Source organism: Lysinibacillus sp. 1 U-2021, from assembly GCF_029916965.1.
GTDB classification, from domain to species: Bacteria; Bacillota; Bacilli; order Bacillales_A; family Planococcaceae; genus Lysinibacillus; species Lysinibacillus capsici.
In genome coordinates this window covers 2,536,438-2,560,918 of sequence record NZ_CP123966.1, presented here as the reverse complement: position 1 = coordinate 2,560,918, position 24,481 = coordinate 2,536,438, and the positions used below count along the sequence as shown (strand labels likewise).

At 41.8% G+C, this 24,481-nt stretch carries 29 protein-coding genes; 28 read left to right on the top strand and 1 reads right to left on the bottom strand.

Annotation, left to right across the window (positions count from 1 at the left end; translation table 11 throughout):
* The first annotated feature begins 14 nt into the window (after positions 1-14).
* From QH639_RS13240 to QH639_RS13200, 9 genes are all read left to right on the top strand, one after another.
* On the top strand, positions 15-485 hold the full coding sequence (locus QH639_RS13240; RefSeq protein ID WP_048390401.1) for a DUF2975 domain-containing protein: 471 nt from the start codon (positions 15-17) through the stop codon (positions 483-485).
* Between the two features lie 10 nt (positions 486-495).
* Positions 496-717, top strand: a complete 222-nt coding sequence (locus QH639_RS13235; RefSeq protein ID WP_004229042.1) for a helix-turn-helix domain-containing protein — start codon at positions 496-498, stop codon at positions 715-717.
* Positions 718-837: 120 nt separating this feature from the next.
* A complete protein-coding gene (locus tag QH639_RS13230; protein WP_237900376.1) occupies positions 838-1,488 on the top strand; it encodes a TetR/AcrR family transcriptional regulator in 651 nt (216 codons plus the stop codon).
* A gap of 56 nt (positions 1,489-1,544) precedes the next feature.
* Positions 1,545-3,863: an ABC transporter permease gene (locus QH639_RS13225; protein WP_281114636.1), complete on the top strand. Its 2,319-nt coding sequence runs from the start codon at positions 1,545-1,547 to the stop codon at positions 3,861-3,863.
* Positions 3,864-3,868: 5 nt separating this feature from the next.
* A complete protein-coding gene (locus QH639_RS13220) occupies positions 3,869-4,624 on the top strand; it encodes an ABC transporter ATP-binding protein (protein ID WP_237900380.1) in 756 nt (251 codons plus the stop codon).
* A 103-nt stretch (positions 4,625-4,727) separates the two neighbouring features.
* Complete coding sequence (locus QH639_RS13215; protein ID WP_221683153.1) at positions 4,728-5,246, top strand: sigma-70 family RNA polymerase sigma factor; 519 nt, start codon at positions 4,728-4,730, stop codon at positions 5,244-5,246.
* Positions 5,233-5,895: a TIGR04104 family putative zinc finger protein gene (locus QH639_RS13210; RefSeq protein ID WP_281114635.1), complete on the top strand. Its 663-nt coding sequence runs from the start codon at positions 5,233-5,235 to the stop codon at positions 5,893-5,895. The genes QH639_RS13215 and QH639_RS13210 overlap by 14 nt, the downstream gene beginning before the upstream one ends.
* A 141-nt stretch (positions 5,896-6,036) precedes the next feature.
* The gene (locus tag QH639_RS13205) at positions 6,037-6,588 is read left to right on the top strand and encodes a biotin transporter BioY (RefSeq protein WP_004229030.1); all 552 of its coding nucleotides are present in this window, start codon (positions 6,037-6,039) and stop codon (positions 6,586-6,588) included.
* Positions 6,589-6,606: 18 nt separating this feature from the next.
* Positions 6,607-8,172, top strand: coding sequence for an amidohydrolase (locus QH639_RS13200; RefSeq protein WP_237900383.1), 1,566 nt, complete (start codon positions 6,607-6,609; stop codon positions 8,170-8,172).
* Between the two features lie 34 nt (positions 8,173-8,206).
* Here the strand turns inward: QH639_RS13200 and QH639_RS13195 are convergent, their stop codons facing one another.
* Entirely contained in the window at positions 8,207-8,416 is a 210-nt protein-coding gene (locus QH639_RS13195) for a hypothetical protein (protein WP_048390417.1), read from the bottom strand.
* Between the two features lie 212 nt (positions 8,417-8,628).
* Here QH639_RS13195 and QH639_RS13190 point away from each other — a divergent pair, with 212 nt between their 5' ends.
* The 19 genes from QH639_RS13190 (at position 8,629) to mdh (ending at position 24,468) form a co-directional block, all read left to right on the top strand.
* Positions 8,629-10,398: a glycerophosphodiester phosphodiesterase gene (locus tag QH639_RS13190; RefSeq protein WP_281114634.1), complete on the top strand. Its 1,770-nt coding sequence runs from the start codon at positions 8,629-8,631 to the stop codon at positions 10,396-10,398.
* Positions 10,399-10,614: 216 nt separating this feature from the next.
* The gene (locus QH639_RS13185; RefSeq protein ID WP_281114633.1) at positions 10,615-11,571 is read left to right on the top strand and encodes a stalk domain-containing protein; all 957 of its coding nucleotides are present in this window, start codon (positions 10,615-10,617) and stop codon (positions 11,569-11,571) included.
* 317 nt (positions 11,572-11,888) lie between these two features.
* Entirely contained in the window at positions 11,889-12,680 is a 792-nt protein-coding gene (locus tag QH639_RS13180; RefSeq protein ID WP_004229022.1) for a DeoR/GlpR family DNA-binding transcription regulator, read from the top strand.
* A 13-nt stretch (positions 12,681-12,693) separates the two neighbouring features.
* Entirely contained in the window at positions 12,694-13,959 is a 1,266-nt protein-coding gene (locus QH639_RS13175) for a class-III pyridoxal-phosphate-dependent aminotransferase (protein ID WP_281114632.1), read from the top strand.
* A 43-nt stretch (positions 13,960-14,002) separates the two neighbouring features.
* Complete coding sequence (locus QH639_RS13170; RefSeq protein ID WP_281114631.1) at positions 14,003-15,022, top strand: phosphotransferase enzyme family protein; 1,020 nt, start codon at positions 14,003-14,005, stop codon at positions 15,020-15,022.
* Between the two features lie 25 nt (positions 15,023-15,047).
* Positions 15,048-16,454 carry an ethanolamine permease gene (eat, locus tag QH639_RS13165; protein ID WP_281114630.1) on the top strand — a complete coding sequence of 469 codons (1,407 nt, stop codon included), beginning with the start codon at positions 15,048-15,050 and terminating at the stop codon, positions 16,452-16,454.
* 20 nt (positions 16,455-16,474) lie between these two features.
* Positions 16,475-17,218: an HAD family hydrolase gene (locus tag QH639_RS13160; RefSeq protein ID WP_281114629.1), complete on the top strand. Its 744-nt coding sequence runs from the start codon at positions 16,475-16,477 to the stop codon at positions 17,216-17,218.
* 4 nt (positions 17,219-17,222) lie between these two features.
* On the top strand, positions 17,223-17,513 hold the full coding sequence (locus QH639_RS13155; RefSeq protein ID WP_004229009.1) for a hypothetical protein: 291 nt from the start codon (positions 17,223-17,225) through the stop codon (positions 17,511-17,513).
* A 15-nt stretch (positions 17,514-17,528) separates the two neighbouring features.
* Positions 17,529-19,010: an aldehyde dehydrogenase family protein gene (locus QH639_RS13150; RefSeq protein WP_281114628.1), complete on the top strand. Its 1,482-nt coding sequence runs from the start codon at positions 17,529-17,531 to the stop codon at positions 19,008-19,010.
* Between the two features lie 14 nt (positions 19,011-19,024).
* Positions 19,025-19,306, top strand: a complete 282-nt coding sequence (locus QH639_RS13145) for a BMC domain-containing protein (protein ID WP_004229005.1) — start codon at positions 19,025-19,027, stop codon at positions 19,304-19,306.
* 16 nt (positions 19,307-19,322) lie between these two features.
* Positions 19,323-19,937 carry a phosphate propanoyltransferase gene (gene pduL, locus QH639_RS13140; RefSeq protein WP_237900395.1) on the top strand — a complete coding sequence of 205 codons (615 nt, stop codon included), beginning with the start codon at positions 19,323-19,325 and terminating at the stop codon, positions 19,935-19,937.
* Positions 19,938-19,942: 5 nt separating this feature from the next.
* Positions 19,943-20,563: a hypothetical protein gene (locus tag QH639_RS13135; protein WP_237900398.1), complete on the top strand. Its 621-nt coding sequence runs from the start codon at positions 19,943-19,945 to the stop codon at positions 20,561-20,563.
* Positions 20,564-20,578: 15 nt separating this feature from the next.
* Complete coding sequence (locus QH639_RS13130) at positions 20,579-20,869, top strand: BMC domain-containing protein (RefSeq protein ID WP_048390435.1); 291 nt, start codon at positions 20,579-20,581, stop codon at positions 20,867-20,869.
* 30 nt (positions 20,870-20,899) lie between these two features.
* A complete protein-coding gene (gene fabG, locus QH639_RS13125) occupies positions 20,900-21,670 on the top strand; it encodes a 3-oxoacyl-ACP reductase FabG (RefSeq protein ID WP_103117888.1) in 771 nt (256 codons plus the stop codon).
* A gap of 18 nt (positions 21,671-21,688) precedes the next feature.
* Positions 21,689-21,964, top strand: a complete 276-nt coding sequence (locus QH639_RS13120) for a BMC domain-containing protein (RefSeq protein WP_048390439.1) — start codon at positions 21,689-21,691, stop codon at positions 21,962-21,964.
* A gap of 16 nt (positions 21,965-21,980) precedes the next feature.
* Positions 21,981-22,823: a phosphate propanoyltransferase gene (gene pduL, locus QH639_RS13115; RefSeq protein WP_066037475.1), complete on the top strand. Its 843-nt coding sequence runs from the start codon at positions 21,981-21,983 to the stop codon at positions 22,821-22,823.
* 6 nt (positions 22,824-22,829) lie between these two features.
* Positions 22,830-23,099, top strand: coding sequence for a EutN/CcmL family microcompartment protein (locus QH639_RS13110; protein WP_004228986.1), 270 nt, complete (start codon positions 22,830-22,832; stop codon positions 23,097-23,099).
* Positions 23,089-23,481, top strand: coding sequence for a BMC domain-containing protein (locus QH639_RS13105; protein ID WP_237900946.1), 393 nt, complete (start codon positions 23,089-23,091; stop codon positions 23,479-23,481). Before QH639_RS13110 ends, QH639_RS13105 begins: the two co-directional genes overlap by 11 nt.
* A 48-nt stretch (positions 23,482-23,529) precedes the next feature.
* On the top strand, positions 23,530-24,468 hold the full coding sequence (gene mdh, locus QH639_RS13100; RefSeq protein WP_281114627.1) for a malate dehydrogenase: 939 nt from the start codon (positions 23,530-23,532) through the stop codon (positions 24,466-24,468).
* The last annotated feature ends 13 nt before the right edge of the window (positions 24,469-24,481 follow it).

The window sequence follows — 24,481 nt, the reverse complement described above, 5'->3', positions numbered from 1 at the left end:
AAGAGGTGCGTAAGATGAAACGAGAAACGCTCTTTTTAAAGATAGCTGTTTTTCTAATAGGTATACCCGTTCTTGCCTTATGTGTATGGGTGGTGCCTCGTGTTGCTTTGAATACAGTGGAGCATTCTCCCATTTTAACCATTGTTGCATTAATCGGCGTCTATGCAACGGCTATTGCTTATTTTGTTGCGCTATTTACGACGATCAAACTATTAAGCTATATTGACCAAAACATTGCATTTTCAGAGCTGTCTGTCAAAGCTTTAATCAAGATCAAATATTGTGCAATTATTATTAGTAGTGTTTACGTGGTTGGCATGCCACTGATATACTATGCTGCGGAAGTAGACGATGCCCCAGGTCTTATCCTTATCGGAATGGTCATTATTTTTGCTTCCTTTGTCGTGGCAGTCTTTGCTGCTGTGCTGCAAAAGCTTCTAAAAAATGCCATCGATATCAAATCAGAAAATGATCTAACGGTTTGAGGTGAATACTATGGCAATGATCATTAACATTGATGTAATGCTGGCGAAACGAAAAATGAGTGTAACAGAGCTTTCAGAAAAAGTTGGCATCACGATGGCGAATCTTTCGATATTAAAAAACGGCAAGGCCAAAGCCATCCGCTTTTCAACATTAGAGGCTATTTGTGAGGCATTGGATTGTCAGCCTGGCGATATTTTAGAATATCGGAAGAACGAGGAACTACAAAAATAAGGATCTGCATAAAGCAGATTCTTTTTTTTTGTAGAAATTATTGCCAATATAAGTCGTCCTATGCTAGGATAAAGAAAAGAGGTATCGACAGGCAGTCGGTCAATTATAAGGAGTTGTCTTATGAGGGAAATAAAAAAAGCGGAAGAACGCAGAAATGAAATATTAGATGCAGCGGATGAATTATTTGCACAGAAGGGATTTGATGGCACGAGTACGAGTAATATATTGGAAAAAGTAGGCATTGCTCGAGGGACACTCTATTATCATTTTAAATCTAAGGAAGATATTATGGATGCGCTCATTGAGCGTTATACAAGCACGATGCTAGCAAAGGCGAAAACCGTTGCGGCAGACAAGACTATAGCTGTAAATGAGCGGATATTGCGCGTTGTCATGGCATTGAATATGCAAAATGAACAGGGTGGACAGGAAGTGATGGAGCATGTTCATAGACCGCAAAATGCTTTGATGCACCGCAAAATACAGCAAGTGATCATCAATCAAGTGCCACCAATCCTTACCGCCATTATTCGTGAGGGCATTGAGCAAGGTATTTACCAAACGCCTTATCCCTATGAGTGTATGGAAATGATTATCGCTTATACCAATACGGTATTCGATGATGATCTCGTCTTGATAACAGATGAGGAAAGAGCTGCCCGTATTCCGGCATTGATTTTTAATATTGAACGAATGCTAGGGGTGGAAAGTGGTAGCTTATTGTATATGATGCAAATGTTTGGAAATAAAGAAGAAGGCACTACGAACTAAGTTTTTTTAGGTCTTGTTAGGTTTATAGCGGTAAACAATATACAAAGAGGTGACTTATGTATTGGAAAATTGTGCGAAATGATATGGCAAATAGCAAGCTAATTACAGGTATGACCATGCTATTTGTGGCGGTAGCAGCTTTACTTGTTACACTATCAGCAGTACTTATGGTCCATTTGACAAGCGCAATTGACACACTGATGAAACAAGCAGAAACGTCTCATTTTCTTCAGATGCATGCAGGGGAAATCGATCAAGTGCGGCTTACTGAATTTGCAGAGCAAAATAAATATGTAGATGAATATCAAATGAATGAATTTCTAAATGTGGAGGGCTCGAAGATCCATATTGCGGGTACCACATTGGCACATAGTGTGCAGGACAATGGTTTCAGCACACAAAGTGAGAAATTTGATTATTTACTTGATCTTGATGGTCATGTGATTGAAGTGGCAAATGGTGATATTTATGTACCTGTAAGCTATTGGAAAGACGGCATTGCCGACTTGGGGGATACTGTCATCGTTCATGATCAAACCTTTACAATAGCAGGATTTCTAAGGGATTCACAGATGAACTCAATGCTGGCTTCCTCCAAACGCTTTCTTGTCAGTGAACAAGATTATGCAGCAATCCAGGAAGCGGGAACAGTTGAATATTTAATTGAGTTTCGTTTGAAAAATTTGGCGAATTTAAAGAATTTTGAAGAAGCCTATACAAGTGCAGGGTTAGAAGCAAATGGACCAACCATTACCTATAAGCTTTTTCAAATGCTGAATGCCATATCAGATGGGCTTATGATTGCTGTTATCTTGCTCATCAGTGTCCTTGTAGTCGCTATTGCGTTTATGTGTATTCGATTTACATTGCTCACTAAAATTGAAGAGGATACTCGAGAAATCGGTGTGATGAAAGCAATTGGCCTACGAGTGGCAGATATTCAGAAAATGTATCTAGCCAAATATGGCGTTATAGCTGTGATTGGTTGTATGCTCGGTTTTGCCTGTTCCTTCTTCCTTCGAGATATTCTATTAGAAAATATCCGTCTGTTCATGGGAGAAACGGACAATGTTTCACTCATTTGGTTGTTCACAGGTCTGGGGTTGTTGCTCGTGTTTATCGTGATTATGGGCTATGTACAATCGGTACTGAAACAGTTTCGCAAGCTATCAGCCACGCAGGCTCTGCGCTTTGGCACAATGCAAGGAAAAGGGCAACATGCAAAATTATTGAACCTCAGCGCCAATAAAAGGCTACCGATTAATCTTTTCCTTGGCATAAAGGATGTGCTATCACGAAAAACACTTTATGCGACAATGCTTGCAGTATTAGTATTGGCAACATTTATTATCATCGTCCCTCAAAACTTACACAATACAATTGCAGCTAAAAGCTTTATTACGTATATGGGTATTGGGAACAGTGACATCCGAATTGATATCCCACAAGGCAAGCAAAATGAACAACAGGTGGCAGCGGTGGTGGATAGGCTTGAGCATGATACAGCCATTAAGAATTACACTGTTTTGACAACAAAAAAATTCACAACGATTGCCCAGGACGGAACAGCGCAAAACCTAAAAATAGAACTGGGTGACCATACGATTTTCCCCTTAGAATATGCACACGGAGAGGCTCCAGTTGCTCCTAATGAAGTGGCACTTTCGGTGCTCAATGCAGAGGAGCTTCAAAAAAAGGTTGGCGATAGTTTAGCAGTGGTCATTAATGGACAGAAGAAAAATTTGAGGATTAGCGGTATTTATTCAGATATTACCAATGGAGGCAAGACTGCGAAGGCAGCTTTCTCTGACCATTCTACGGATAGCATGTGGAGTGTCGTCTATAGTACGATGGCAGATCCATCTCTTGTTGCAGATAAAAGGGCGGAATATGCAAAAACCTTCTCATTTGCCAAAGTGTCAGGTATTGATGATTATATTTATCAAACTTTTGGTACGACGATTCATGCCATCGAAAAGGCAGCTCGTGCAGCACTCGTCATTGCCTTATTGCTGTGTGTGCTCGTGACATTATTATTTATGAATATGCTGATTGCGAAGGATCAAGCGCCCATCGCTATCATGAAGGCATTGGGATTCACGAATGTCGATATAGCTACACAATATGCTGCACGTTCGATTTTTGTATTACTGCTTGCTATCTCGATGGGGACGTTGCTCGCAAACACGTTAGGTGAATATTTAACTAGTACGGTCATTGCCTCATTCGGGGCGGCTTCGTTTGATTTTATGATTAATCCACTAGCAGCGTATGTTTTTTGCCCACTAGCGCTTACAAGCGTTGTACTGCTAGCCACGCTATTTGGTACGTCAAGGGCAGGGCAGGTAAAAATTATTGAGCATATAAAGGAGTAGAACCTATGAATATCGTAAGTGGTGAGCAAATAGCAAAGACGTTTCAGGTAGGCAAAGAACAGCATCCCGTTTTACTGGATGTATCAGTTGCCATCAATCAAGGGGAGTTTATTGCCATCATGGGCCCATCAGGCTGTGGTAAATCGACACTGTTGTATGCCCTTAGCGGGATGGACAGTGTTGATCAAGGTCAGGTCATCTTTGATGGAATGGACTTAACGACATTAAGTGACAAAGAACTGGCTGATTTGCGTAGAACGAAAATGGGCTTTGTCTTTCAGCAGCCGACCTTTCTAAAAAGCTTAAATATCCTCGATAATATCCTGTTACCTGTGATGCGTGATGAGCGAAAAAATGTCAGGGCCTTGACAGAAAGGGCACTACAGATCATGAGCAAAATGGGGATTGCAGACTTGGCAAAGCGAGATATTACACAAGTGTCTGGTGGGCAGCTTCAACGGGCAGGCATCTGCCGGGCCTTGATTAGCAACCCGCAAGTGATCTTTGGAGATGAACCAACAGGCGCATTGAATTCAACGTCTGCTCAGGAAATCATGGATTTATTAGCCTCCATCAATAGTGAAGGCACTACGGTGATGCTTGTGACCCATGATCCAAAGATTGCCGCAAGAACAGAGCGTATCCTTTTTATGTCTGATGGTGCTATCGTGAATGAATTGAGATTGCCTCGATTCACAGGCGCCGATTTAGACGATCGAATGGTCAAAGTTGTCTCTACTATGCAAAAAATAGGTATTTAGCTTGAAGAAATCCGTAATGATTTAAAAATTACGGATTTTTTTTGATAAAATGAATCGCATTCGTTACGGCGACCGTCAGTAGTGTAGAAAGTAGGTGAGGGCAATGATGGCTATTGAACAGATAATCGAGGAGCACGGTGATTACTTACTAAAGGTCGCCTATCTATATGTAAAAAATAAGGCAACGGCGGAGGACATCGTGCAGGATGTGTTCATCGCCTTTTATCAAAAGCAGGGACAGTTTCGTCAGGAAGCATCCTTACGTACATATTTAGTGAAAATGACGGTTAATCGAAGTCACGATTATTTACGAAGTTGGAAAAGTAAACGACTGACATTGTTTGAAAAGATCACGGGGCGCACAACAGCTATGACACCTGAAAAGGAGATACTAGAGAAAACGGTAAAAAAAGAGCTGGTGGAGGCACTGTTTACATTATCAGTTGCCTATCGAGAGGTCTTGATTTTGTATTATTTTGAGGAGATGTCGACAGTGGAAATTGCACAGCTTGTACACTGTCCGGAAGCAACGATTCGCACAAGATTACAGCGAGCTCGTAAACAATTAGCAACAGCAATGGGTGACTTTGATTGGGAGGTGCTACGCCATGAATCAATTTAAAGAGGAACTATTAAAGGAGCTACAAGATGTCAAGCTCTCACAGCAGCGCAAACAGGTAATCGCGGAGAAAGCACGACGAAAAGTTCAACGTAAAGCAGATGGTCAATGGACATATCGCATCGTGTTCGCAACCTTTACTATTTTTGTTATCGGTTTTAGCTATATCCTGACACAACAGAAGGGGCAACAGGGTTCAGGCCATCAGGCGGCTAGCCTACAGTCCGATAATTGGCATTGGTGGTCACTATTTGCTTCGGATTATGTAAGAGGAATGATTTTACTGAGCATTTTTATAGGCGCTACATTTATTGTCAAACGCTATCTATTGAAAAAGGGGTATGGTTTACCTGTTTGTATTGAATGTGAGGAGAGTTGGTCTGAGAAGGATGCCCGTAAATTATATCGCAAAAATAGTGTAATTGTGTGCCCTCATTGTGGACAAAAACAATACCGCACAAAAAAATCCATGCAAATCAGTGGTGTAATGACGATGCCAGTGCCGCTGCTGATTATGCTGCAACATGTTTTCCATCATTTTGTTATCGGTCTCATTTTCTTTTTAGTGGGCATGTTCTTCTACCATTATCAAATTGCGCCATATGTGTTTAAGCTACAAGAGAAAGATCCGATGAATGAACCGTTATGGTAATGATTTTGGCAAGAAATTGCTAGGCTAATCTAGCAATTTCTTTTTTTAATCTAAAATAGATTGACAATGGTTTTCATTTGCTTTATCTTTGTGTTAACTTATTTTTATTATTAGTTAACGCAAAAGGGGAGGCTTTTTACATTGAAAAAAGGAAGTACATATCAATATGTGTTAGCAGCATTTGGAGCAGCAATAATCGCAGTTTTAGCACAGGTAACAATCCCACTACCACTTATCCCGATTACAGGTCAAACGCTAGCGGTTGGAATTATCGTGACGATTTTAGGGACAAGATTAGGCACGTTATCTGTTCTATTATATATTTTACTAGGGGCAGCAGGTTTACCTGTATTTAGCGGTATGTCAGGTGGACTAGGAATTTTAGTTGGTCCAACAGGTGGATATATTGTAGGCTTCCTTGCCACAGCCATTATTATGGGCTTATACTTAGATAAATTTGGTATTACATTTACTCAAGCTATTATTGCGAATATCATTGGGATGATTGTGACATTAGCGTTTGGGACAGTGTGGTTAAAAATTGTAGCAGATTATACATGGACAGCTGCCTTTATGGGTGGTGTTGCACCATTTATCGTGGTGGGTATTGTCAAAGCGGTACTTGCAGCATGGATTGGTGTAATTGTTCGACGTCGCTTAGAAAGAGCGCACTTAATTGAAGCAATAGCATAGGACATGGGAGGAATTGTTTTGGCAACATTATGGACAGGTGGTAAGATTTACACGATGGCTCAGGTTGGTGAAACAGTGGATGCAGTCCTTGTTGAAGATGGAAAAATTGTGGCGACAGGCTCAGTAGAGAGCTTGTCGCCACTAGCTGCTTCTATCCAACATTTAGAGGGCAATATCATGTATCCAGGCTTTGTCGACAGTCATTTACATATTATTGGCTACGGAGAAAAGCTCAAGCATCTTGATGTATCGGCGGTTACGAGTAAAGAGGCATTACTTGTGAAAATTCAGGAGCGAATGGCTAAAGCGTCAGCACATGAATGGGTCATTGCGATTGGACTAAATGAAAACCAATTTGAGGAGCCCATTTTCCCGACCTTAGCAGAGCTAGATGCCCTTGGAGATGCTCATTTAATCATTAAACGGAGCTGTCATCATTTGATCTTAGCCAATTCTAAGGCACTCGCTTTTGCAGGAATTACAAATAGGACTCCTTCGCCAGAGGGGGGTGTCATTGACAAAGTAGATGGTCAGCTCACAGGGATCCTAAAGGATGCTGCCTTGTATTTAATTGTTAACCAGATGCCACATATTACACCTGCGTATATTGAGGATGCACTGACAAAGGCGGTGACCTCATTGCAATCCTATGGTTTAGTAGGGGGACATTCAGAGGATTTAAGCTATTATGGACCGCCAAGCCAGCCGATTCAGGCTTATCGCAAAATAGTAGAGGCACAGCAATCCTTTAAGGTGCATGTATTACAGCATCATACAGTTTTTGAAGAGGTTGCGAAGATGGATTTAGCTTCCTCACCATTTTTGGAGTTTGGGGCGATGAAAATTTTTATTGATGGAGCCTTTGGAGGTCGTACGGCTGCACTACGTCAGCCTTACTGCGATGATTCGGACAATGCAGGGATGCTTATTCATACAACTGAGCAATTAACAAGCTATGTTCAGCTGGCACGTCAATATGGACAAACCGTTGCCGTGCATGCCATTGGGGATTTAGCAATCGACACGATTTTAGACGTTTTTGCGGCATATCCTCCTCAGGAAGGTCAGCTTGATCGCGTAATTCACTGTAGCTTAGTCGATGAGGAACTATTAGCCAAGCTAGCTGCATTACCAGTGGCAGTGGATATGCAGCCGCAGTTTGTACAGGGAGAATACCAAGCAGAGCTATCGAGACTTGGAGAGGAGCGCGCACAGGGCTTACATCCTTTAAAGTCGCTTCTTGACAGAGGGCTGATTGTCGCAGGCGGCAGTGATGCGCCAATTGAAGTGCCAAACCCGTTGCATGGTATTTATGCGGCTGTCACTAGAAGAAATTTTGGGGAAACACATGATGGCTATAACCCTCATGAGAAAATTTCCCGATTTGAGGCAGTCCGTTTGTATACAGTAGGAGCGTCTGAAATCATTGGACAGCAATTGATGCGTGGCAAAATTGCAGAAGGCTTTGCTGCAGACTTTACGATTTTACAAGAGGACGTTTTTACGGTAGAGATGGAGCAGCTTCCACACATTCAAGTCGCATGTACGGTTGTGAATGGTCAGATAGTATATGAAAATCGCTGAGAAGGTTATCCTTCCCAGCGATTTTTTTATGGGACTATTGTTTGTCAGTTAATTGTTTTACTTGTTGTTCTAGGGTCGACACACGTTTTGATAAGTCCTCTACTTGCTGTTGCATGGTTGGTGGAGGAGACACAGGGGCAGTAGATTTCATTTTTTTGATCATATGGATCATCACGAAAAAGATCGCTAGAAACATACATAAAAGAACGGTTGTACTAATGATATCACCAAGGTTGAATTTCATGTTTGCGCTCCTTTCTGTAGTGGGTATCTAGTTATATACAGGGTGACATGCTAAAAAGTTTCAAAAAAATGGTGAATGTCACGATTAATACAAAAATTGACGTCTACTTTGGTGTAGAGGAGTGCTATTTTATTGGCTTCGAGGAATGGGTCATAGCAGTCAAAACATACGTTAGTAGTGAGCGATTTTAACAGCATGATAGGGGTGAGTATGTGCACAAGGCAGGACAAGTAATGCGACAGGCTGTCCATAATATTTATGTTTATCGATTCGATTATGTACAGGTTTTCGCATTAATTAGAATCTTTCAGTTTTTATTAATGATCCCTGTAACCTCTATCGTTTTGAAGCTCATGCTACGAGTAACAGGGTTTACACATATTACTGAGCAAAATTGGCAAAGCTTTGTGACGCATCCCTTTGTGATGATAATGATTTGTCTATTAATTTTGCTGTTTTTATTATTTGTATATTATGAGATGGGCTTTCTATTTCTCATGGCCTTTCATCAGCAACGAGGACTTCGCTACCGATTTCTTCCTTTATGGCAACAATTAAATCGCAAGGTTGTCTATTTTTTTAGTGTGCAAGTTCTATTTCTCATCGTCTATTTAGCACTATTAATGCCACTAGCTTCCTTTATGCTACCCCTTACATTGACTCAATCCATCTCCCTACCACATTTTCTAACTGAAGAAATCATGAGTAGTCGAGCGGGTAGGCTAGCATATGCTGCGGTGGCAAGCATCATCGTGATGATAGGTATTCGAAGTATCTTAACGTTACCTATCTTTACAATCCAGCCGAACATCTCTATTTTGCGTTCTTTTAAGCAAAGCTGGCGATTTTCCAAGCGTGGTTTATTTGAACTAGTCGTGCTACTAGCTATGCTTTTAACAGGTCATTTGTTGATGATGCTTGGTATCACAGTGGTCGCTACGTTTCCGCTCTATTTAATTGAACGTTTAATGCCAAGTGCAGCCTTGGTTACGGCTGGGCTGACACTAGCCTTTTTAGAAATGGTCTTTGTGGTGCTATTTAGTTTATTACAGGCGATGTTTTCACAAGTTATGGTCGCCATCACGTATAATACGCCAGTGATGGGCAAAATCAGCGCCACTATACATCGGAAGCGGCGTTATAAGCCACTGCTGTTGATCAGTGGCATTGTGTTTCTCGTGCTAAGTATGATGAATATCAATTCATTAGAGAAAAGTGTCTATGCGCCAGATACCAAAATTATTGCCCACCGCGGCTATGTAGCAGGCAATGTAGAAAATACAATTAGTGGATTGGTGAGTGCAGCCAATGCGGGGGCAGATTTAATTGAAATCGACATTCAACAAACGGTGGATGGGGAATTCGTCGTCTTCCATGATCGAACATTACGAAGGTTAGCAGGTAAAAATGGTGTTATTGCGAATATGACTCTGAGCGAACTAAAAACGTTAACCATTCATCAAAATGGCTTTAGCGATAAAATTGCTTCATTAGATGATTGTATTGAAATTGCCAAAGCGTTAGATGTGGCGCTTCTAATCGAATTAAAGGTGCATGGTCAAGAAACAGAAGATGTTTTACCTAAATTAGTAGAGAAGCTACGAAAATACAAGGTGCTAGATTCCTATTATGTGCAATCCGCTGATGGACAGAAAATGACGCAATTAAAAAAATTGGTGCCGAATTTGCGAGTCGGTATTGTCTATGCACTCAATATTGGACCGATGGAGGAAAATGTTGATTTTATCGCACTGGAGGAATCCTGGGTAACGGAGCAGCTTATCGAAGAATTGAAGCAACATCCGACCGATTTATTTGTTTGGACACTCAATGACGACCGCTCCCTGCAAACCTTTATCGAAAAAAATGTCAGCGGCGTCATCACTGACCACCCCGACGTCGCCCGTGAGCTAAGAACCCAGCAAAGCGAAAACCAGTATTTCTTACAGCGCATCCTGAATCGTCTGAGATTTATCTTTTGATCGGGGGAGAATAAAATTGCGAAGAAGCGAATATCCGCGAAAGCAAAGCACCGCCATCTAGTAAATCGAATATTCAAGAGAAGTCGCTCGCAAATCGCTATCGCTCAAAATGAGGAAGCAAAGCTCTAGCCATAAAAATGGAGACAGTTTGTAACCTTTTTCGTGTGAACACGACTACTTTATTGAATTCGGGAAAATGAAGGAGATGCTTTTTGTATGAAAATGACGAAAGTCGTACCATTTGCTATGTCAGCATTATTAGTAGGGGGCGCGATTGGAGCTCCAACTGCATCAGCGAACGAAGGAGAGGCTACTGTGATTAACGCAGAAACTTCGGAGCAACAAGTGCAGCCTATTTTTATTAAAGTGACAGGTACAGTTGAAAACGTAGAAGTACGTGAAAATGCCACATACTATACAGTGGTTGATGGTGACAATACAAATATTGTGATTGCCAATAAAGACTCATTAGTTTTTGACAATATGGGAAAAGAAGCCAAGCTTCAAAAAGGAAATAAGGTGTCAGCTTACTCATATGCCAAGAAGCCGATGCTTGCGATTTATCCACCACAATACAACCCAGAAGTAATCATTGTAGAAACAGAAGAAATGGGTAGCGTGGAAGTGGATTTCTTCAATAAAGATTTAGTGGATACTGAAAATAACCTCAAGTTAAATGTTGGGGAAGACACGAAGCTAGCAAGTGCTACTGGCAAAGCTGTGAAAGTGGACGATTTAAAAGAGCAGCATTTAGTGGTGTTCTACACAATTGCAACGATGAGCATCCCTGCTCAAACACCACCATCAAAAGTGATAGTATTAGATACAATTGAGAAGGAAGAGCCTGTTGAAGTGGATCCAGCTCCAACACCACAACCAGAACCAGCTCCAGTTGATTCAGCGGTTCAAGAAATTATCAATAAAGACTTTTACGAAGTAGATGGGACAAAAATGGTGCCGCTACGCTTAATCGCTGAAAAGCTAGGCTTTAAAGTAGAAGTAACGCCAAAAGGAGCCATTGTTTCAAAAGGAGCCCTTTCGTATACAATTACGCGAGGTCAAAAAGAATATGGTTATAATAAAGCGCTTCGCCAATTTAAAGTAGCCCCTGCTTTATTAGAATCTGGCAAAACATACGTACCTGTTGAATTTGTAGAGGAATTAACAAAATAATCTCGTCATCTCCCTTTATGGTTTCTACCATGAAGGGGGATTTTTTATGGGAAAAATAGTTGTAGAAAAATATTTTAAAAAAGGTTTTAGAGAGCAGTTGGAGACAACTGAAATTGGTTTTTTGTGGAGTTTTCATATTACGCTTAAGAGAAATAAGTGGCTTTAGAGAGAAAAAATCATACAGAAAATAAGATTCAGAGTATTGACAATTGTTAAACTATTATTTAAAATTCAAAACAAATCCACATAAATACAGAAATAAAGTGTTGGATTTGTGGATTTTGTTGGATTTAACTTTGTGTTTGGAGTGATGATGTATGTCTCTTTCGTTTGAGGAACGTAAAAAAGTGATTTTAGATATTTTAGATTTAGAAGGAAAAGTGAAGGTAAGTGATGCAGAGCAGCTATTAAATGTATCAGGCGAGACTATACGTAGAGATATGGATCGATTGGAGAAGGAAGGGCTTCTACACAAAGTCTATGGGGGGGCTGTGAAGGCAAAGGAAAAGTATGAGAGGACCTTTGAACAGAAAACGTCACTTAACAATATAGAGAAGAGAAGGATTTGTAAGGCTGCTGCAAGTATTGTGGAAGACGGTGATGTTATCTTTATCGGTCATGGTACAACAGCCTATGAAATCGTTCGTTATTTAGGTGATAAGCCCAACGTCATTGTCGTCACAAATTCACTCCCAGTTCTATCATTAGCCGCAGAATGCTTTCAAGGGAAGGTGCTCTTTGCGGGAGGAGAATATGAACATCGACAAAAATTTATGGGAGGTCCATTAGCTGATTTATTTTTTAATCAACTAAAGGCAAATAAAGCCTTTGTTGCTGCAGGCGGAATTTCGTTAGCAGATGGTATTACCGACTATGATATTACGGGCGCAGCGATTTCAAAGAAATTAATAGAGCGGGCAGAAAATACGATTATTTTAGCAGACCATACGAAATTTGGTGTCTCTACATTTGCACATATTTGTCATTTAGAGGACGTTTCGATGGTGATTACAGATCAAAAGAGCTCCACACAATGGCAGGAACGATTACAGCAGAAAAAAGTGGAATTATTCATTGCAGGTGAAATGTTGGATGACGTCAATGTATAGGAAGGTGGAAACTATGGACTATTTTGCAAATAAACAGGCAACCTTACAAAAATCAATTGACTGGTGGAATCCAGGAAAAACGAAACAGTGGCAAATCGATGGTGTTGATGTCGTTATCGGTAAACGAGAGGGCTATTATTTCTACGATGTGGATGGCAAAAAATTAATGAATGCGCATCTCAATGGCGGAACATATAACCTTGGCCATCGTAATCCAGAAGTCATTGCTGCATTAGTGGAAGGAACCAATTATTTTGACATTGGTAATCATCATTTTCCATCTACTGCACGTGCACAGTTAGCTGAAAAATTAGCAGCCTGCACACCAGAAGGCTTAACATATTCTATTTTCTCTAGTGGTGGAAGTGAAGCAATTGATGTTGCTCTAAAGTGTGCGCGTTATGCTACAAAACGTAAAAAAACGATTTCCATTAAAAATGGATATCATGGTCACACGGGTCTTGCAGTTTCGCTTGGCAATGAACGCTATTCAAAACCATTTTTAAGTGAGGGCAGTCCCCATGAATTTGTGCACGTACCATTCAATGATCTTGTGGCAATGGAACGAGAGCTTGCTAAAGGGGATGTAGCTAGCGTAATTATCGAGACTATTCCTGCGACATATGGTTTCCCCTTGCCCACTGCTAATTACTTGGCTGATGTCAAATCACTTTGTGAACGATACGGGGCATTATATATTGCAGATGAGGTGCAAACGGGCTTAATGAGAACAGGTAAGCTGTGGGGAATTGAGCATTATGGGGTGAAACCGGATATTCTGGTGACAGCAAAGGGTCTAAGTGGCGGTATCTATCCAATTGCAGCTACAGTGGTCAATGAACGAGCAGGTGGCTGGATGGAAGAAGATGGACTAGCCCATATTTCTACATTTGGTGGAGCAGAACTAGGTTGTGTAGTGGCGATGAAAGTATTAGAAATCTCCCAACGTCCTGAAGTAGTAAAGAATGTAGAATATGTTGCTCGTTATCTACGAAATGGTTTAGAGCGTATTCAACAACAATATCCTGATTTCTTTGTGGGTATTCGTCAGCTTGGCGTTGTTATGGGCCTAGAATTTAATCATCCTGAAGGGGCTAAATATGTGATGAGCTCCTTGTACAAACATGGTGTATGGGCCATTTATTCAATGCTGGATACACGTGTGTTGCAATTTAAGCCAGGGCTATTATGTGATAAAGCGTATTGTGATGAATTGCTTGAAAAATGTGAGGCGGGCATAAAAGAAGCAGCGCAGCTTGTGAAATTTGCACGCTATTAAAGGAAAGAAAGCTTGTCAATTTAGTAAACAGGGGGTTTTCTAGATGGGTCAAATGGATTTCATAGATTTAGAATGGGTCCTTTCCAACTTTCATCAAGCAGCAAATGATGCATTAAAGGAGTTTAGTTGTTTACTAGTATCATCTTGTAAAATGATTGATTATTCCGAAAATGCGACGTATCTCGTAGAAGATGGGCAGGGCAAAAAATATATTCTGAGGATCAGCCGACCAAATTACCATAAAAAAGAGGAGATCGAAGCGGAGATTGCCTGGTTAAACTCGCTCCATGAGCAATCTCCTATTGATGTATCACTACCGATGCGAGCAGATGACGGTGACTACGTACATGCTCATTCGTATAATGACACGATCTATTATAGCACATTATTTACATTTTTGGAGGGCAATGCTCCTGATGAGAATAATGAAGATGACTTAATTCAGCAATTTGAAACATTAGGCGAAATTACAGCCATGTTTCATAAACACACAATCGAGCAGCATGATTATTACCAAGCCTTTCAGCGCATGACATGGGACTATGACACGATTCTAGGTCAATCTCCAAAATGGGCGAGATGGCAGGATGGACTAGGAATGACCCCTGCACGAATCGCTTTATATGAGGAAGCATCACATATCATTCAAAAGAAGCTTGAGGCATTTGGGAAAGAGAAAACACGATTTGGTCTTATCCATGCGGATTTACGCTTAGCTAATTTACTCATCTATGGGGACGAAATTAAAGTGATTGATTTTGATGATTGTGGTTTTGGGTGGTTTTTATATGATTTAGCCACATCGGTGAGCTTTATTGAGCACATGCCGTATCTTGATGAGTTGATCGCTTCATGGGTTAAGGGCTATAGCAAAATTCGATTATTAACAGACGCAGAAAAAGAAATGATTCCAACTTTTATATTAATGAGAAGACTACAGCTTATTTCGTGGATTGGAAGTCGTGATAATGAGACAACGCGCTTACTTGGTGAAAATTACACGCTTCAGAGTGATGATTTAGTGAAAGCTTATGTAGAAAAGTATCAAGACTGTACCAACTAAATAACGATAAAAGGTGGCGAATAACATGTCTTCGAAAAAGGATGAAATCATCGTATTAAAGAAAGCCCTTACACCCATCCATTTATGGACAATTGGCGTCGGCATTGTGATTTCTGGTAACTACTTTGGCTGGAATTTTGGTTTAAGTCAATCTGGTTTTTTAGGAATGCTCATTGCCACATTATTTATGGCGATTATGTATTTAACGATGACCTTAGGTATTTCTGAATTATCGACGATGTTACCTTATGCGGGAGGACCTTACTCCTTTGCTCGACGGGCGATGGGGCGTTATATCGGTTTTATTACAGGAGTTGGTGTCGTGCTGCAATATGTCATTGCCGCACCAATTATCGCGATTGGTATTGGGGGCTATATCAGCTTTTTGTTTCCAGCCGTACCGACAGTGGTGGCAGCTGCCTTTATGTATGCTCTGTTCATGGGGGTTCATATTATTGGCATTAAAGAATACGCCACAATCGAAATGGTGCTTGTCTTTATCGCTTTAGGCTTACTAGTCTTAATGTATTTCGTTGGTTTACCGCAAATTAATGTGGGCCATTTATTCCCTGAGAATGGCGATCTTATACCAGGTGGATTTAAAGGCATCTGGTCAGCATTGCCCTATGCGATGTGGCTATTCCTAGCAATCGAGATGTTGCCTATGTTATCGGAGGAGACGAGAGATGTGCAGAAGGACATGCCGAAGGGGTTAATTTCAGGTATGGTGACCTTGCTGATTTTATCCATTTTGACAACAACTGTTGCCATTGGGCTAGCTGGCATCGATGTCATGACGGTTGCTGAAGATCCATTGCCAGCAGCGATTGCCGCTGTTTTTGGAAATACGTATTGGTTGGCGCAGATTTTAGCATCTGTTGGCTTAGTAGGACTAATTGCAAGCTTTTCGGGTGTGATTTTGGCTTACTCTCGTCAGGTCTATGCTTTATCACGTGCAGGCTATTTGCCAAGCATGTTATCGAAGATGCATAAAAAGCGTCAGACACCCTATATGGCCATTATTTTGCCAGGCTTTATCGGGTTAGTGTTAGTCATTTTATTTAATCCAGATGATTTAATTTTAATTTCTACATTTGGGGCATTAGTATCGTATATTACGATGAATTTATCGGTGTTGATTTTGCGTAAAAAAGAACCTCATTTAATACGTACCTTTAAGACACCGCTGTATCCTTTTACGCCTATTGTCTCACTTGTGCTAGCCGTCATTGCTATCTTTGCGAGCTTCTTTGCGAATTTGACTTTTTTCATCGTTTGTTTGGCTGTTTTTGCTGTGGCAACAATCTATTATTGGGTGTGGGCAAGACACCATATTAACGAGGATGCACCAGAGGAACGCTTTGCGAAGGACGCTACAGTGCAAGTAGAGGTGCAAGCACCAGTATCGCCAATAGAGGCTATACGAGAATAAATAAAGGGATGGGTTTTCCTATGACAAAAGTGGAATGGGTCATTTTTGATAAGGATGGAACAATCATAGAAATGGATTCTTTATGGATTGCCTGGGCCAAAAATTTATATGCTAATTTAACTGAAAATTCAGACTTAGAGATCTATTTTTCCTTACAAACTTTTTTAAGAAACATAGGGGTTAATGACAATGGAACAACGATTGACCCAACGAGTCCTCTAGCTATTGGAAGTATACAAGAAGCTGAGACGATCGTGGCGTTCTTACTCTATCAGCAGGGAATCCCATGGAGCAAAGGGGTAACACTTGCGAGAGCAGCTTCCAACTTAGCCACATCGCAGCAGGAAAATAGCAAGGTACAGGTATTACCAGGTATTCGTAATCTCTTAATAACCTTAAAAAATAAAGGGAAGAAATTAGGGGTGATTACAGCTGATCAAACGGCACGAGCCAAATCTCATTTACAACAGCTAGAGTTATTAGCTTTGTTTGATTTCGTTCTAGGAAGTGACCAAGCTACATCCAGTAAGCCCTTCCCAGACTTAGCATATGTGGCAAAGGAACAATTTCAAGTATCGCTTGAGAAAGCCGTGATGATTGGCGATTCGAATGCAGATATGCTCTTTGCTAAAAATGCTGGCATGTGCTTTTCTATTGGCATCATTCCTAGTGCCACATACCCAAAGGATTATTTACCTGATGCAACCGCAATTATTGAAGCGTATAACGAATCTGTTCTCACCATGCTAATCGAAAAGGAGTGAGCATATGGACAATCAGCTAATTGCCAAGATTACTGAATTGGTATTGGAAAAACTAACGCAAGGCTCTCAGCCTGAACAAGCTTCTAAAACGTTATCAAATGAAGAATTACAGGAATGGCAATCATTTCGATTAATAAAAGAAAACCAACATCAGACGCAGCAAACAACTGCCCCTGCATATGTAGCATTATCTACGCATGAATTACAGCATTGGCAAAGTCTGCACCAGCAATCATCAGGCACTGTCTCTGTAGCTAATTCGAGCGACTTAATTGCCCTAAAAAAATTTACATGACGGGAGGTTCATCATATGGTGAGAGACCAAGATTTGGTTTCGATACAAGAGGCAAGAGACGGAATAGCAGCCGCTTCGATTGCGCAAAAAATGTATGCCAGCTTTACGCAAGAGCAGGTCGATCGAATTGTCGAGGCCATTGCCCAAGCTGCTTATAAACAGGCAGAAAATCTTGCTGTATTAGCTGTTACGGAAACAAAGATGGGCATTATTGAACATAAAAAAATAAAAAATGAGTTGGCTTCTCAAGGTGTCTATGAAGCCATTCGGCATGAAAAGACAATCGGCATTATACATGAGGATAGGATAGCAAGGCAGGTGGAAATTGCTTATCCATTCGGTGTTATTGCGGCAGTTACACCTGTCACGAACCCGACTGCTACAGCCATTTTTAAAACGCTAATTGCCTTAAAGGCGCAAAATGCCATTGTCTTTAGTCCTCATCCAACAGCAGTCAACTGCACCATCGAGGCATTGAAAATTTGTCAGCAGGCAGCCGTTCGTGCAGGGGCGCCAGAGGGACTTATTCAATGGATTAGCCATCCAACAATAAAAGGAACAGAGGAACTTATGCATCATCGTGATGTACAGCTAATTTTAGCTACTGGTGGAGCAGGGCTTGTCAAAGCAGCCTATAGCTCAGGGAAACCAGCCTATGGTGTTGGCCCTGGGAATGTTCCTGTCTATATTGATCGCACAGCAAATGTGAACGAGGCAATGAAGCAAATTATCGATAGTAAATCATTTGATAATAGTACGATCTGTGCCACAGAACAAGCTATTGTCGTACATCAGGAGGTCAAAGCGCAGGTGATGGCTGCTTTAGCAGAAAATGGGGCCATCCTTCTAAGTGGACAGGACAAGGAAAAATTAGCAAAGGTGATTTCACCAGTAGCTCGTACATTAAATAGCCAAATTGTTGGAAAGCCAGCAACCGTAATAGCCCAAATGGCTAATATTGATGTCCCTCGGCATACACGCGTATTAGTGGCGGAGGAACAGGAGATTGGGAAGGAGTATCCATTTTCCATGGAAAAGCTTTCTCCCATCCTAGGTCTTTATACGGCTCGTTCTCAGGAAGAAGCCGTAAAGATTTGCCGTCGCTTGTTTGACGTTGGAGGGAGAGGACATAGCCTGGCTATTCATGCACAGGATGAACATTTTGTTAAGCAGTTTGCCGCTCAAATGCCCGTGTCCAGAATAGTAGTCAATACTTTAGCATCTGTTGGGGCTGCAGGCGGTACGACAAGTTTAACGCCTTCCTTTACATTGGGCTGTGGGGCCTATGGGGGAAATATTACGAGTGATAATATTTCTGCACATCATTTATTAAATAAAAAAAGAGTGGCCTATGGTGTGAAGGCACTAACGATTCCTCCCCCAAAGCATCCACAAAATATACAGGCTCCAGCGATGCAAGCAATTGAAGGGGTGTCTATTGACAGGTTGTCCATCGAAAAGATTGTAGAGGAAGTACTCACAAAGCTAAGTAATTAGAGGAGGAAAAGGAAATGAGCGTAGAGATAAATGGAGCTTTAGGCATGATTGAAACAAGAGGCTTAATCGGATCAATTGAGGCGGCAGATGCCATGGTGAAGGCAGCAAACGTCAATATTGTAGGGAAAGTACATGTTGGTGGCGGCATTGTGACGGTGCTGGTGACAGGTGATGTCGGGGCAGTCAAGGCAGCGACGGATGCAGGCTCTGAGGCCGCACGTCGAGTAGGTGAGCTATTATCGGTACATGTTATTCCACGCCCTCATTCGGAATTATACGCAATTTTACCTAAGTGAAAAGTGAGGGATTGTGATGACAAACAATCAAATACATGTCACTGAAGTTACAAATCAAAGTATCCCGATTGCGATTTCTGCCCGTCATTGTCATGTTAATGAGGAGGATTTCTATTATTTATTTGGTAGAGACGCAGCGTTACAGAAATGGAAGGAACTTTCCCAGCCAGGTCAATTTGCTTCACAGCATGTTCTAACGATAAAGGGACCCAAAGGCCAAATTGACAAGGTTCGGGTTTTAGGCCCATTTCGCACTGCAACCCAAGTCGAAATCAGTCAAACGGATGCCATCAAGCTTGGCGTAACACCACCAATTCGTATGTCAGGCGACTTAGAAAAATCTGAATCAATCACATTGATTGGACCTCATGGAACTCGCCATAAAACACAAGGATTGATTATTGCACAAGCACATATTCACATGGCTGTATCCGATGCTGCTGCCTTCAATGTCCAAGATAAGGAAGTTGTGACGGTTGAAATCTGTGGGGATGGACGTCAGCTACGATTAATGAATGTGGTAGTGCGTGTCTCCTCAGCATTCGTCCTTGAGATGCATGTAGATACAGATGAAGCGAATGCCGCAGCTGTTCAACAGCATTCAATTGGCAAGCTTATCAAAATGGAGTGACAGGTATGGATATAAAAGAATTACAGAGAATCATCGAAGAAGTAGTCATATCGATGATGGATAAAAAGCATAAAAGACTTTTGCTTGTCCATTCTCATACGACCATTTCTAAGAAACAGGTGGACGTATTACAAAGCTATTGCCATGTTGAGGAGTGGCAGGCAAATGAAACCACAAGTCCCACTCAGCTATTCTACGATGCTATTGTTTTTCTCGAAGTCGATCAAGCATTTATCGTCAGCAGTGCCCAAGGCTTGCCTACTACACCGGCAGCCTTGTACCTGTCTGAGCTGCTGGTTAGCAATCAAACAGCAATTTTAATTCCAAATGAAAAATTATCTGCTGTTGTCACAGCAAAGGAACCGAATCCTTACATGAAAATGTTGCTGCATCATATAGAGCGCTTAAAGGAGTTTGGCTGTGACATTCAGTTATTTGCACAGCTTATTCGATTTTTAAAGCAGCAAGAGGAACCGGCTCGTTCGACTATAGTGGCAAACTATTTGACAGCAGAGATGCTTCAATCGTACAAGGGGAAACGGCTGACACTACCTGCCCACACAAAACTTACACCACTAGCACAAGAAATAATTCAGGAAAAGGGAATGACGATACAAAGATATTAGCAGGAGTGTTGTTACATGATGAAATCGATTGGTATTGTGGAGACAAGAGGACTTGCGATTTCAATACGAATCGCAGATGCTATGCTTAAAGCAGCGGATATTCGAATACTTCGACAAGAAACCATCGATTTGGCTCTAGTAACCATTGCCATTGAAGGGGACACAGCGGCCATTCAGGAAGCGATAGCCATTGGTACACAACTAGCTAAAGCAGCCAACCAATGGATTGCCTCTTCAACTATTTTAAGGCCAGATATCGCGGTGAATGGATTAGTAACAGAAATTGCGAAAAAGCCAAGTACTTAAAATGAATAAAAGGAAAGGTGGAGGAACGAGTTGAAGGTCGATTTAACGGGGAAGGTTGTCATAGTTACTGGTGGTAGTAAAGGAATTGGGAAGGGGATTGCTACCGTATTTGCTGAACAGGGTGCTCATGTGGTGATTGCAGCAAGAGGTATGGAAGCTGCCACAGATGTAGCAAATCAATTACAAGCGCAAGGATTCTCCGCTTCTGCTGCCACTGTTGATGTTGAAAACTATGAATCTGTTGAAAGCATGGCTACGGAGGTTGCTAGCTCTTTTGGTTCCATCGATATTTTATGTGCCAATGCTGGTATTTTTCCCTCGAGGAAACTAGAGGACATGACGACGGACCATTGGGATCAGGTATTAAATGTCAATGCCAGAGGAACGATGTTTGCTGTCAAAGCTTGCGTGCCCCATTTAAAGAAAGCGAATGCTGGCAGGGTCATTATTACCTCGTCGATAACGGGTCCAGTGACTGGCTATGCTGGATGGACACATTATGCCGCAAGTAAGGCAGCTCAATTAGGGTTTATGCGGACTGCGGCTCTTGAATTAGCACCCTATCATATTACGGTCAATGCCGTGTTACCAGGAAATATCGCAACAGAAGGCTTAGATGGTCTTGGTGACACCTATCTACAGAAGATGGCGAAGGCGATTCCATTTGGCAGCCTTGGTCGTGTGGAGGATATAGCGTATGCTGCATTGTTCCTTAGTAGTAAGGAGGCAGGCTTTATTACGGGTCAATCGATCATTATTGATGGTGGCCAAACATTACCTGAAGATGCAGAGGCATTTTAATAGAAGGAGGGATACGAAATGAATTTAGGCGCATTAGGAATGATTGAAACAAAGGGCTTAGTGGGCTCTATTGAAGCAGCTGATGCAATGGTCAAGGCTGCCAACGTGAATATTGTGGGTAAAGTCCATGTGGGTGGCGGTATTGTCACGGTGCTTGTTCGTGGGGATGTAGGGGCTGTGAAAGCCGCAACAGATGCAGGAGCAGCAGCTGCACAACGTGTTGGAGAGCTATTATCTGTACATGTGATTCCGCGACCACATGCAGAATTGGAAGCGATTTTAAAAATGCAATAATGAGTGAGGTGGCTATATGAATGAACAAGCAATAATAAAAATTGTTAATGATGTCATAGCCGAATTACTACCTAAAAAAGAAGCAGCGCCTACACCCAATGAAATTCCTATAGGTATCTCAGCAAGGCATATTCATTTACAACAAGAGCATGTCGAGCAGCTATTTGGCAAAGGTGCTACGCTGAGTGTAAAAAAAATGTTAGCTCAACCCGGTCAGTTTGCAGCACATGAAACGCTACAGGTGGTAGGACCAAAAGGAAGCATCCAAAATGTACGTGTATTAGGTCCAGCTCGCACCTTCACACAAATTGAAATTAGTCATACAGATGCCATTGCCCTAGGAATTCAACCACCTTTGCGTGAATCGGGAGAAATTGCTGGCTCAGCTAGCTGTATACTGGTAGGACCTAGAGGAAGTTTGATTTTACAAGAAGGGGTCATTATCGCACAAGCACATATTCATATGGCACCTGCTGATGCACAGCAGTTAGGAGTTCAGAACGGTCAATACGTCTCCGTTAAGGTGCAAGGGCGACGTCCCATTACCTTTGAGCAAGTGAAAATTCGTGTGGCTGATCACTATCATTTAGAAATGCATATTGATACAGATGAAGCAAACGCAGGCTTCATCCAACAGGGTGAAACGGGTACAATTATAACAGGCAAGATGGCAGGAGAGCCTTACAATAACTTCGTCAGCCCTCCAATTGAAATTAACCACAAGATAATAACGGCAAATGATGTAAGCCGTTATCAAGGTGAGACAGTGATAGTCCCCAAAGAGGCAAGGTTGACGGCACTGGCGAAGGAGGCCGTGGAAAAATTAGAAATTGAACTTCAGTTTCACGAAAAAGGATGAGGATGCATGCGGATAGGAACAGTGGTTGGGAATATCTGGGCAACACGTAAAGAGGAAGGGCTACAGGGATTGAAATTACTCATTATCCAGCCAATAAAGCTGGATGGTCAACTGAGTGATGAACAAATTGTTGCTGCAGATCGTATAGGTGCAGGTGTGGGAGATAACGTCATTTTAACAATGGGCAGTGCTGCTGTACGAAGTTTTTCTACGACCAGTATTTGTCCAATTGATGCCATTGTAGTTGGCATTATAGATGGCACAGATGAATCGTGAGGTGAGCACAGTGACAGAAGCGATAGGAATGATCGAAACGTATGGCTTGATTGGCTCCATTGAAGCTGCAGACGCCATGCTAAAAGCAGCCAATGTCCAATTAGTGAAACAGGAGCTAGTAGACGGTGGTATCGTAACCATTATTGTCGAGGGAGATGTTGGTGCAGTACAGGCTGCGGTTGATGCTGGTAAAGCGGCAGCAACGCGAACGAGCAAGCTACTAAGCGCACATGTAATTCCACGAGCAGCCAATGAAGTATTCACAGCGATTATTGATGAAACAAAGCCGATAAAAGCGACGGAGGCAGCAGCCAAAAAAACAAGCACTCGCCAGAAGCCTCAACAAACAAAACTTGTAGAGGATGAGCAGGCAGATAAATAGTCGATGGATCTTTAGCAATCAATCTATGTCGTTAGGAGGGGGAGGCATATGAGCTTTAGGCGACCCAAAATTGCCATCATTGGCGCTGGACATACAGGTGCAACCGTAGCGTTAATGGTTGCACAGAAACAGATCGGGGATATTGTGCTTATCGATTTACCAGACTTCGAAAATGCTGCGAAAGGGAAGGCATTAGATATTCTCCAAGCTGGACCAATAGAAAGATTTAACGTACAGGTGACGGCTACTTCAAAGTATCAGGAAATAGCTCATGCTGATATTGTGGTTATCACGGCAGGTATTGCAAGAAAGCCTGGCATGACACGGCAGGATTTAATTCATACAAATGCGGCAATCATCCGCACGGTAAGCGAACAAATCAAACGTTATGCGCCAACTAGCTATATTATCGTCTTAAGTAACCCTGTCGATGCCATGACTTATGTTTGTCTGGAAACAACGGGTTTTCCCAAAAATCGTGTCATGGGACAATCAGGTGTTTTAGATACAGCGCGCTTTAATACCTTTATCGCACAGGCTCTTCAGCTTGCTGTCGAGGATATATCGAGCTTCGTCTTGGGCGGACATGGCGATGAAATGGTGCCTCTCGTTCGCTATACGTATGTCGGAGGAATACCATTAGAAAAATTAATGCCACAAGCACAGATTGAGCAATTAGTGGAGCGAACGCGAAAAGGTGGAGGCGAAATTGTCTCCCTACTTGGCAATGGCAGTGCTTACTATGCCCCAGCCGCCGCCATTGTCCAAATGATTGAAGCGATTGTGAAGGATCAACGGAAAGTAATGCCCATCATTACGTATTTACAGGGCGAATATCAAGTAGACAATGCCTGCATCGGTGTCCCCGTTGTGTTAGGGGGAGCTGGTATTGAAAGTGTAATTGAATTGCATTTAAACGAAGAGGAACAGCAAGCATTTAATCATTCGGTTCACCAAGTTTATCAAACATTAGCCTATATCAAATGATGCAAGCGCATGA

Excerpts from the sequence above, each read along its gene's own strand:
- QH639_RS13135 (WP_237900398.1), top strand. The coding sequence starts at position 19,943 with ATGGATATAAAAGAATTACAGAGAATCATCGAAGAAGTAGTCATATCG.
- QH639_RS13215 (WP_221683153.1), top strand. The coding sequence starts at position 4,728 with ATGATGGCTATTGAACAGATAATCGAGGAGCACGGTGATTACTTACTA.
- QH639_RS13150 (WP_281114628.1), top strand. The coding sequence starts at position 17,529 with ATGGTGAGAGACCAAGATTTGGTTTCGATACAAGAGGCAAGAGACGGA.
- QH639_RS13155 (WP_004229009.1), top strand. The coding sequence starts at position 17,223 with ATGGACAATCAGCTAATTGCCAAGATTACTGAATTGGTATTGGAAAAA.
- QH639_RS13105 (WP_237900946.1), top strand. The coding sequence starts at position 23,089 with ATGAATCGTGAGGTGAGCACAGTGACAGAAGCGATAGGAATGATCGAA.
- QH639_RS13235 (WP_004229042.1), top strand. The coding sequence starts at position 496 with ATGGCAATGATCATTAACATTGATGTAATGCTGGCGAAACGAAAAATG.
- QH639_RS13195 (WP_048390417.1), bottom strand. The coding sequence starts at position 8,416 with ATGAAATTCAACCTTGGTGATATCATTAGTACAACCGTTCTTTTATGT.
- QH639_RS13175 (WP_281114632.1), top strand. The coding sequence starts at position 12,694 with ATGGACTATTTTGCAAATAAACAGGCAACCTTACAAAAATCAATTGAC.
- pduL (WP_237900395.1), top strand. The coding sequence starts at position 19,323 with ATGACAAACAATCAAATACATGTCACTGAAGTTACAAATCAAAGTATC.
- QH639_RS13170 (WP_281114631.1), top strand. The coding sequence starts at position 14,003 with ATGGGTCAAATGGATTTCATAGATTTAGAATGGGTCCTTTCCAACTTT.
- QH639_RS13160 (WP_281114629.1), top strand. The coding sequence starts at position 16,475 with ATGACAAAAGTGGAATGGGTCATTTTTGATAAGGATGGAACAATCATA.
- QH639_RS13220 (WP_237900380.1), top strand. The coding sequence starts at position 3,869 with ATGAATATCGTAAGTGGTGAGCAAATAGCAAAGACGTTTCAGGTAGGC.
- QH639_RS13180 (WP_004229022.1), top strand. The coding sequence starts at position 11,889 with ATGTCTCTTTCGTTTGAGGAACGTAAAAAAGTGATTTTAGATATTTTA.
- QH639_RS13240 (WP_048390401.1), top strand. The coding sequence starts at position 15 with ATGAAACGAGAAACGCTCTTTTTAAAGATAGCTGTTTTTCTAATAGGT.
- QH639_RS13230 (WP_237900376.1), top strand. The coding sequence starts at position 838 with ATGAGGGAAATAAAAAAAGCGGAAGAACGCAGAAATGAAATATTAGAT.
- QH639_RS13110 (WP_004228986.1), top strand. The coding sequence starts at position 22,830 with ATGCGGATAGGAACAGTGGTTGGGAATATCTGGGCAACACGTAAAGAG.
- QH639_RS13185 (WP_281114633.1), top strand. The coding sequence starts at position 10,615 with ATGAAAATGACGAAAGTCGTACCATTTGCTATGTCAGCATTATTAGTA.
- QH639_RS13210 (WP_281114635.1), top strand. The coding sequence starts at position 5,233 with ATGAATCAATTTAAAGAGGAACTATTAAAGGAGCTACAAGATGTCAAG.
- eat (WP_281114630.1), top strand. The coding sequence starts at position 15,048 with ATGTCTTCGAAAAAGGATGAAATCATCGTATTAAAGAAAGCCCTTACA.
- pduL (WP_066037475.1), top strand. The coding sequence starts at position 21,981 with ATGAATGAACAAGCAATAATAAAAATTGTTAATGATGTCATAGCCGAA.
- mdh (WP_281114627.1), top strand. The coding sequence starts at position 23,530 with ATGAGCTTTAGGCGACCCAAAATTGCCATCATTGGCGCTGGACATACA.
- QH639_RS13120 (WP_048390439.1), top strand. The coding sequence starts at position 21,689 with ATGAATTTAGGCGCATTAGGAATGATTGAAACAAAGGGCTTAGTGGGC.
- QH639_RS13225 (WP_281114636.1), top strand. The coding sequence starts at position 1,545 with ATGTATTGGAAAATTGTGCGAAATGATATGGCAAATAGCAAGCTAATT.
- QH639_RS13145 (WP_004229005.1), top strand. The coding sequence starts at position 19,025 with ATGAGCGTAGAGATAAATGGAGCTTTAGGCATGATTGAAACAAGAGGC.
- QH639_RS13130 (WP_048390435.1), top strand. The coding sequence starts at position 20,579 with ATGATGAAATCGATTGGTATTGTGGAGACAAGAGGACTTGCGATTTCA.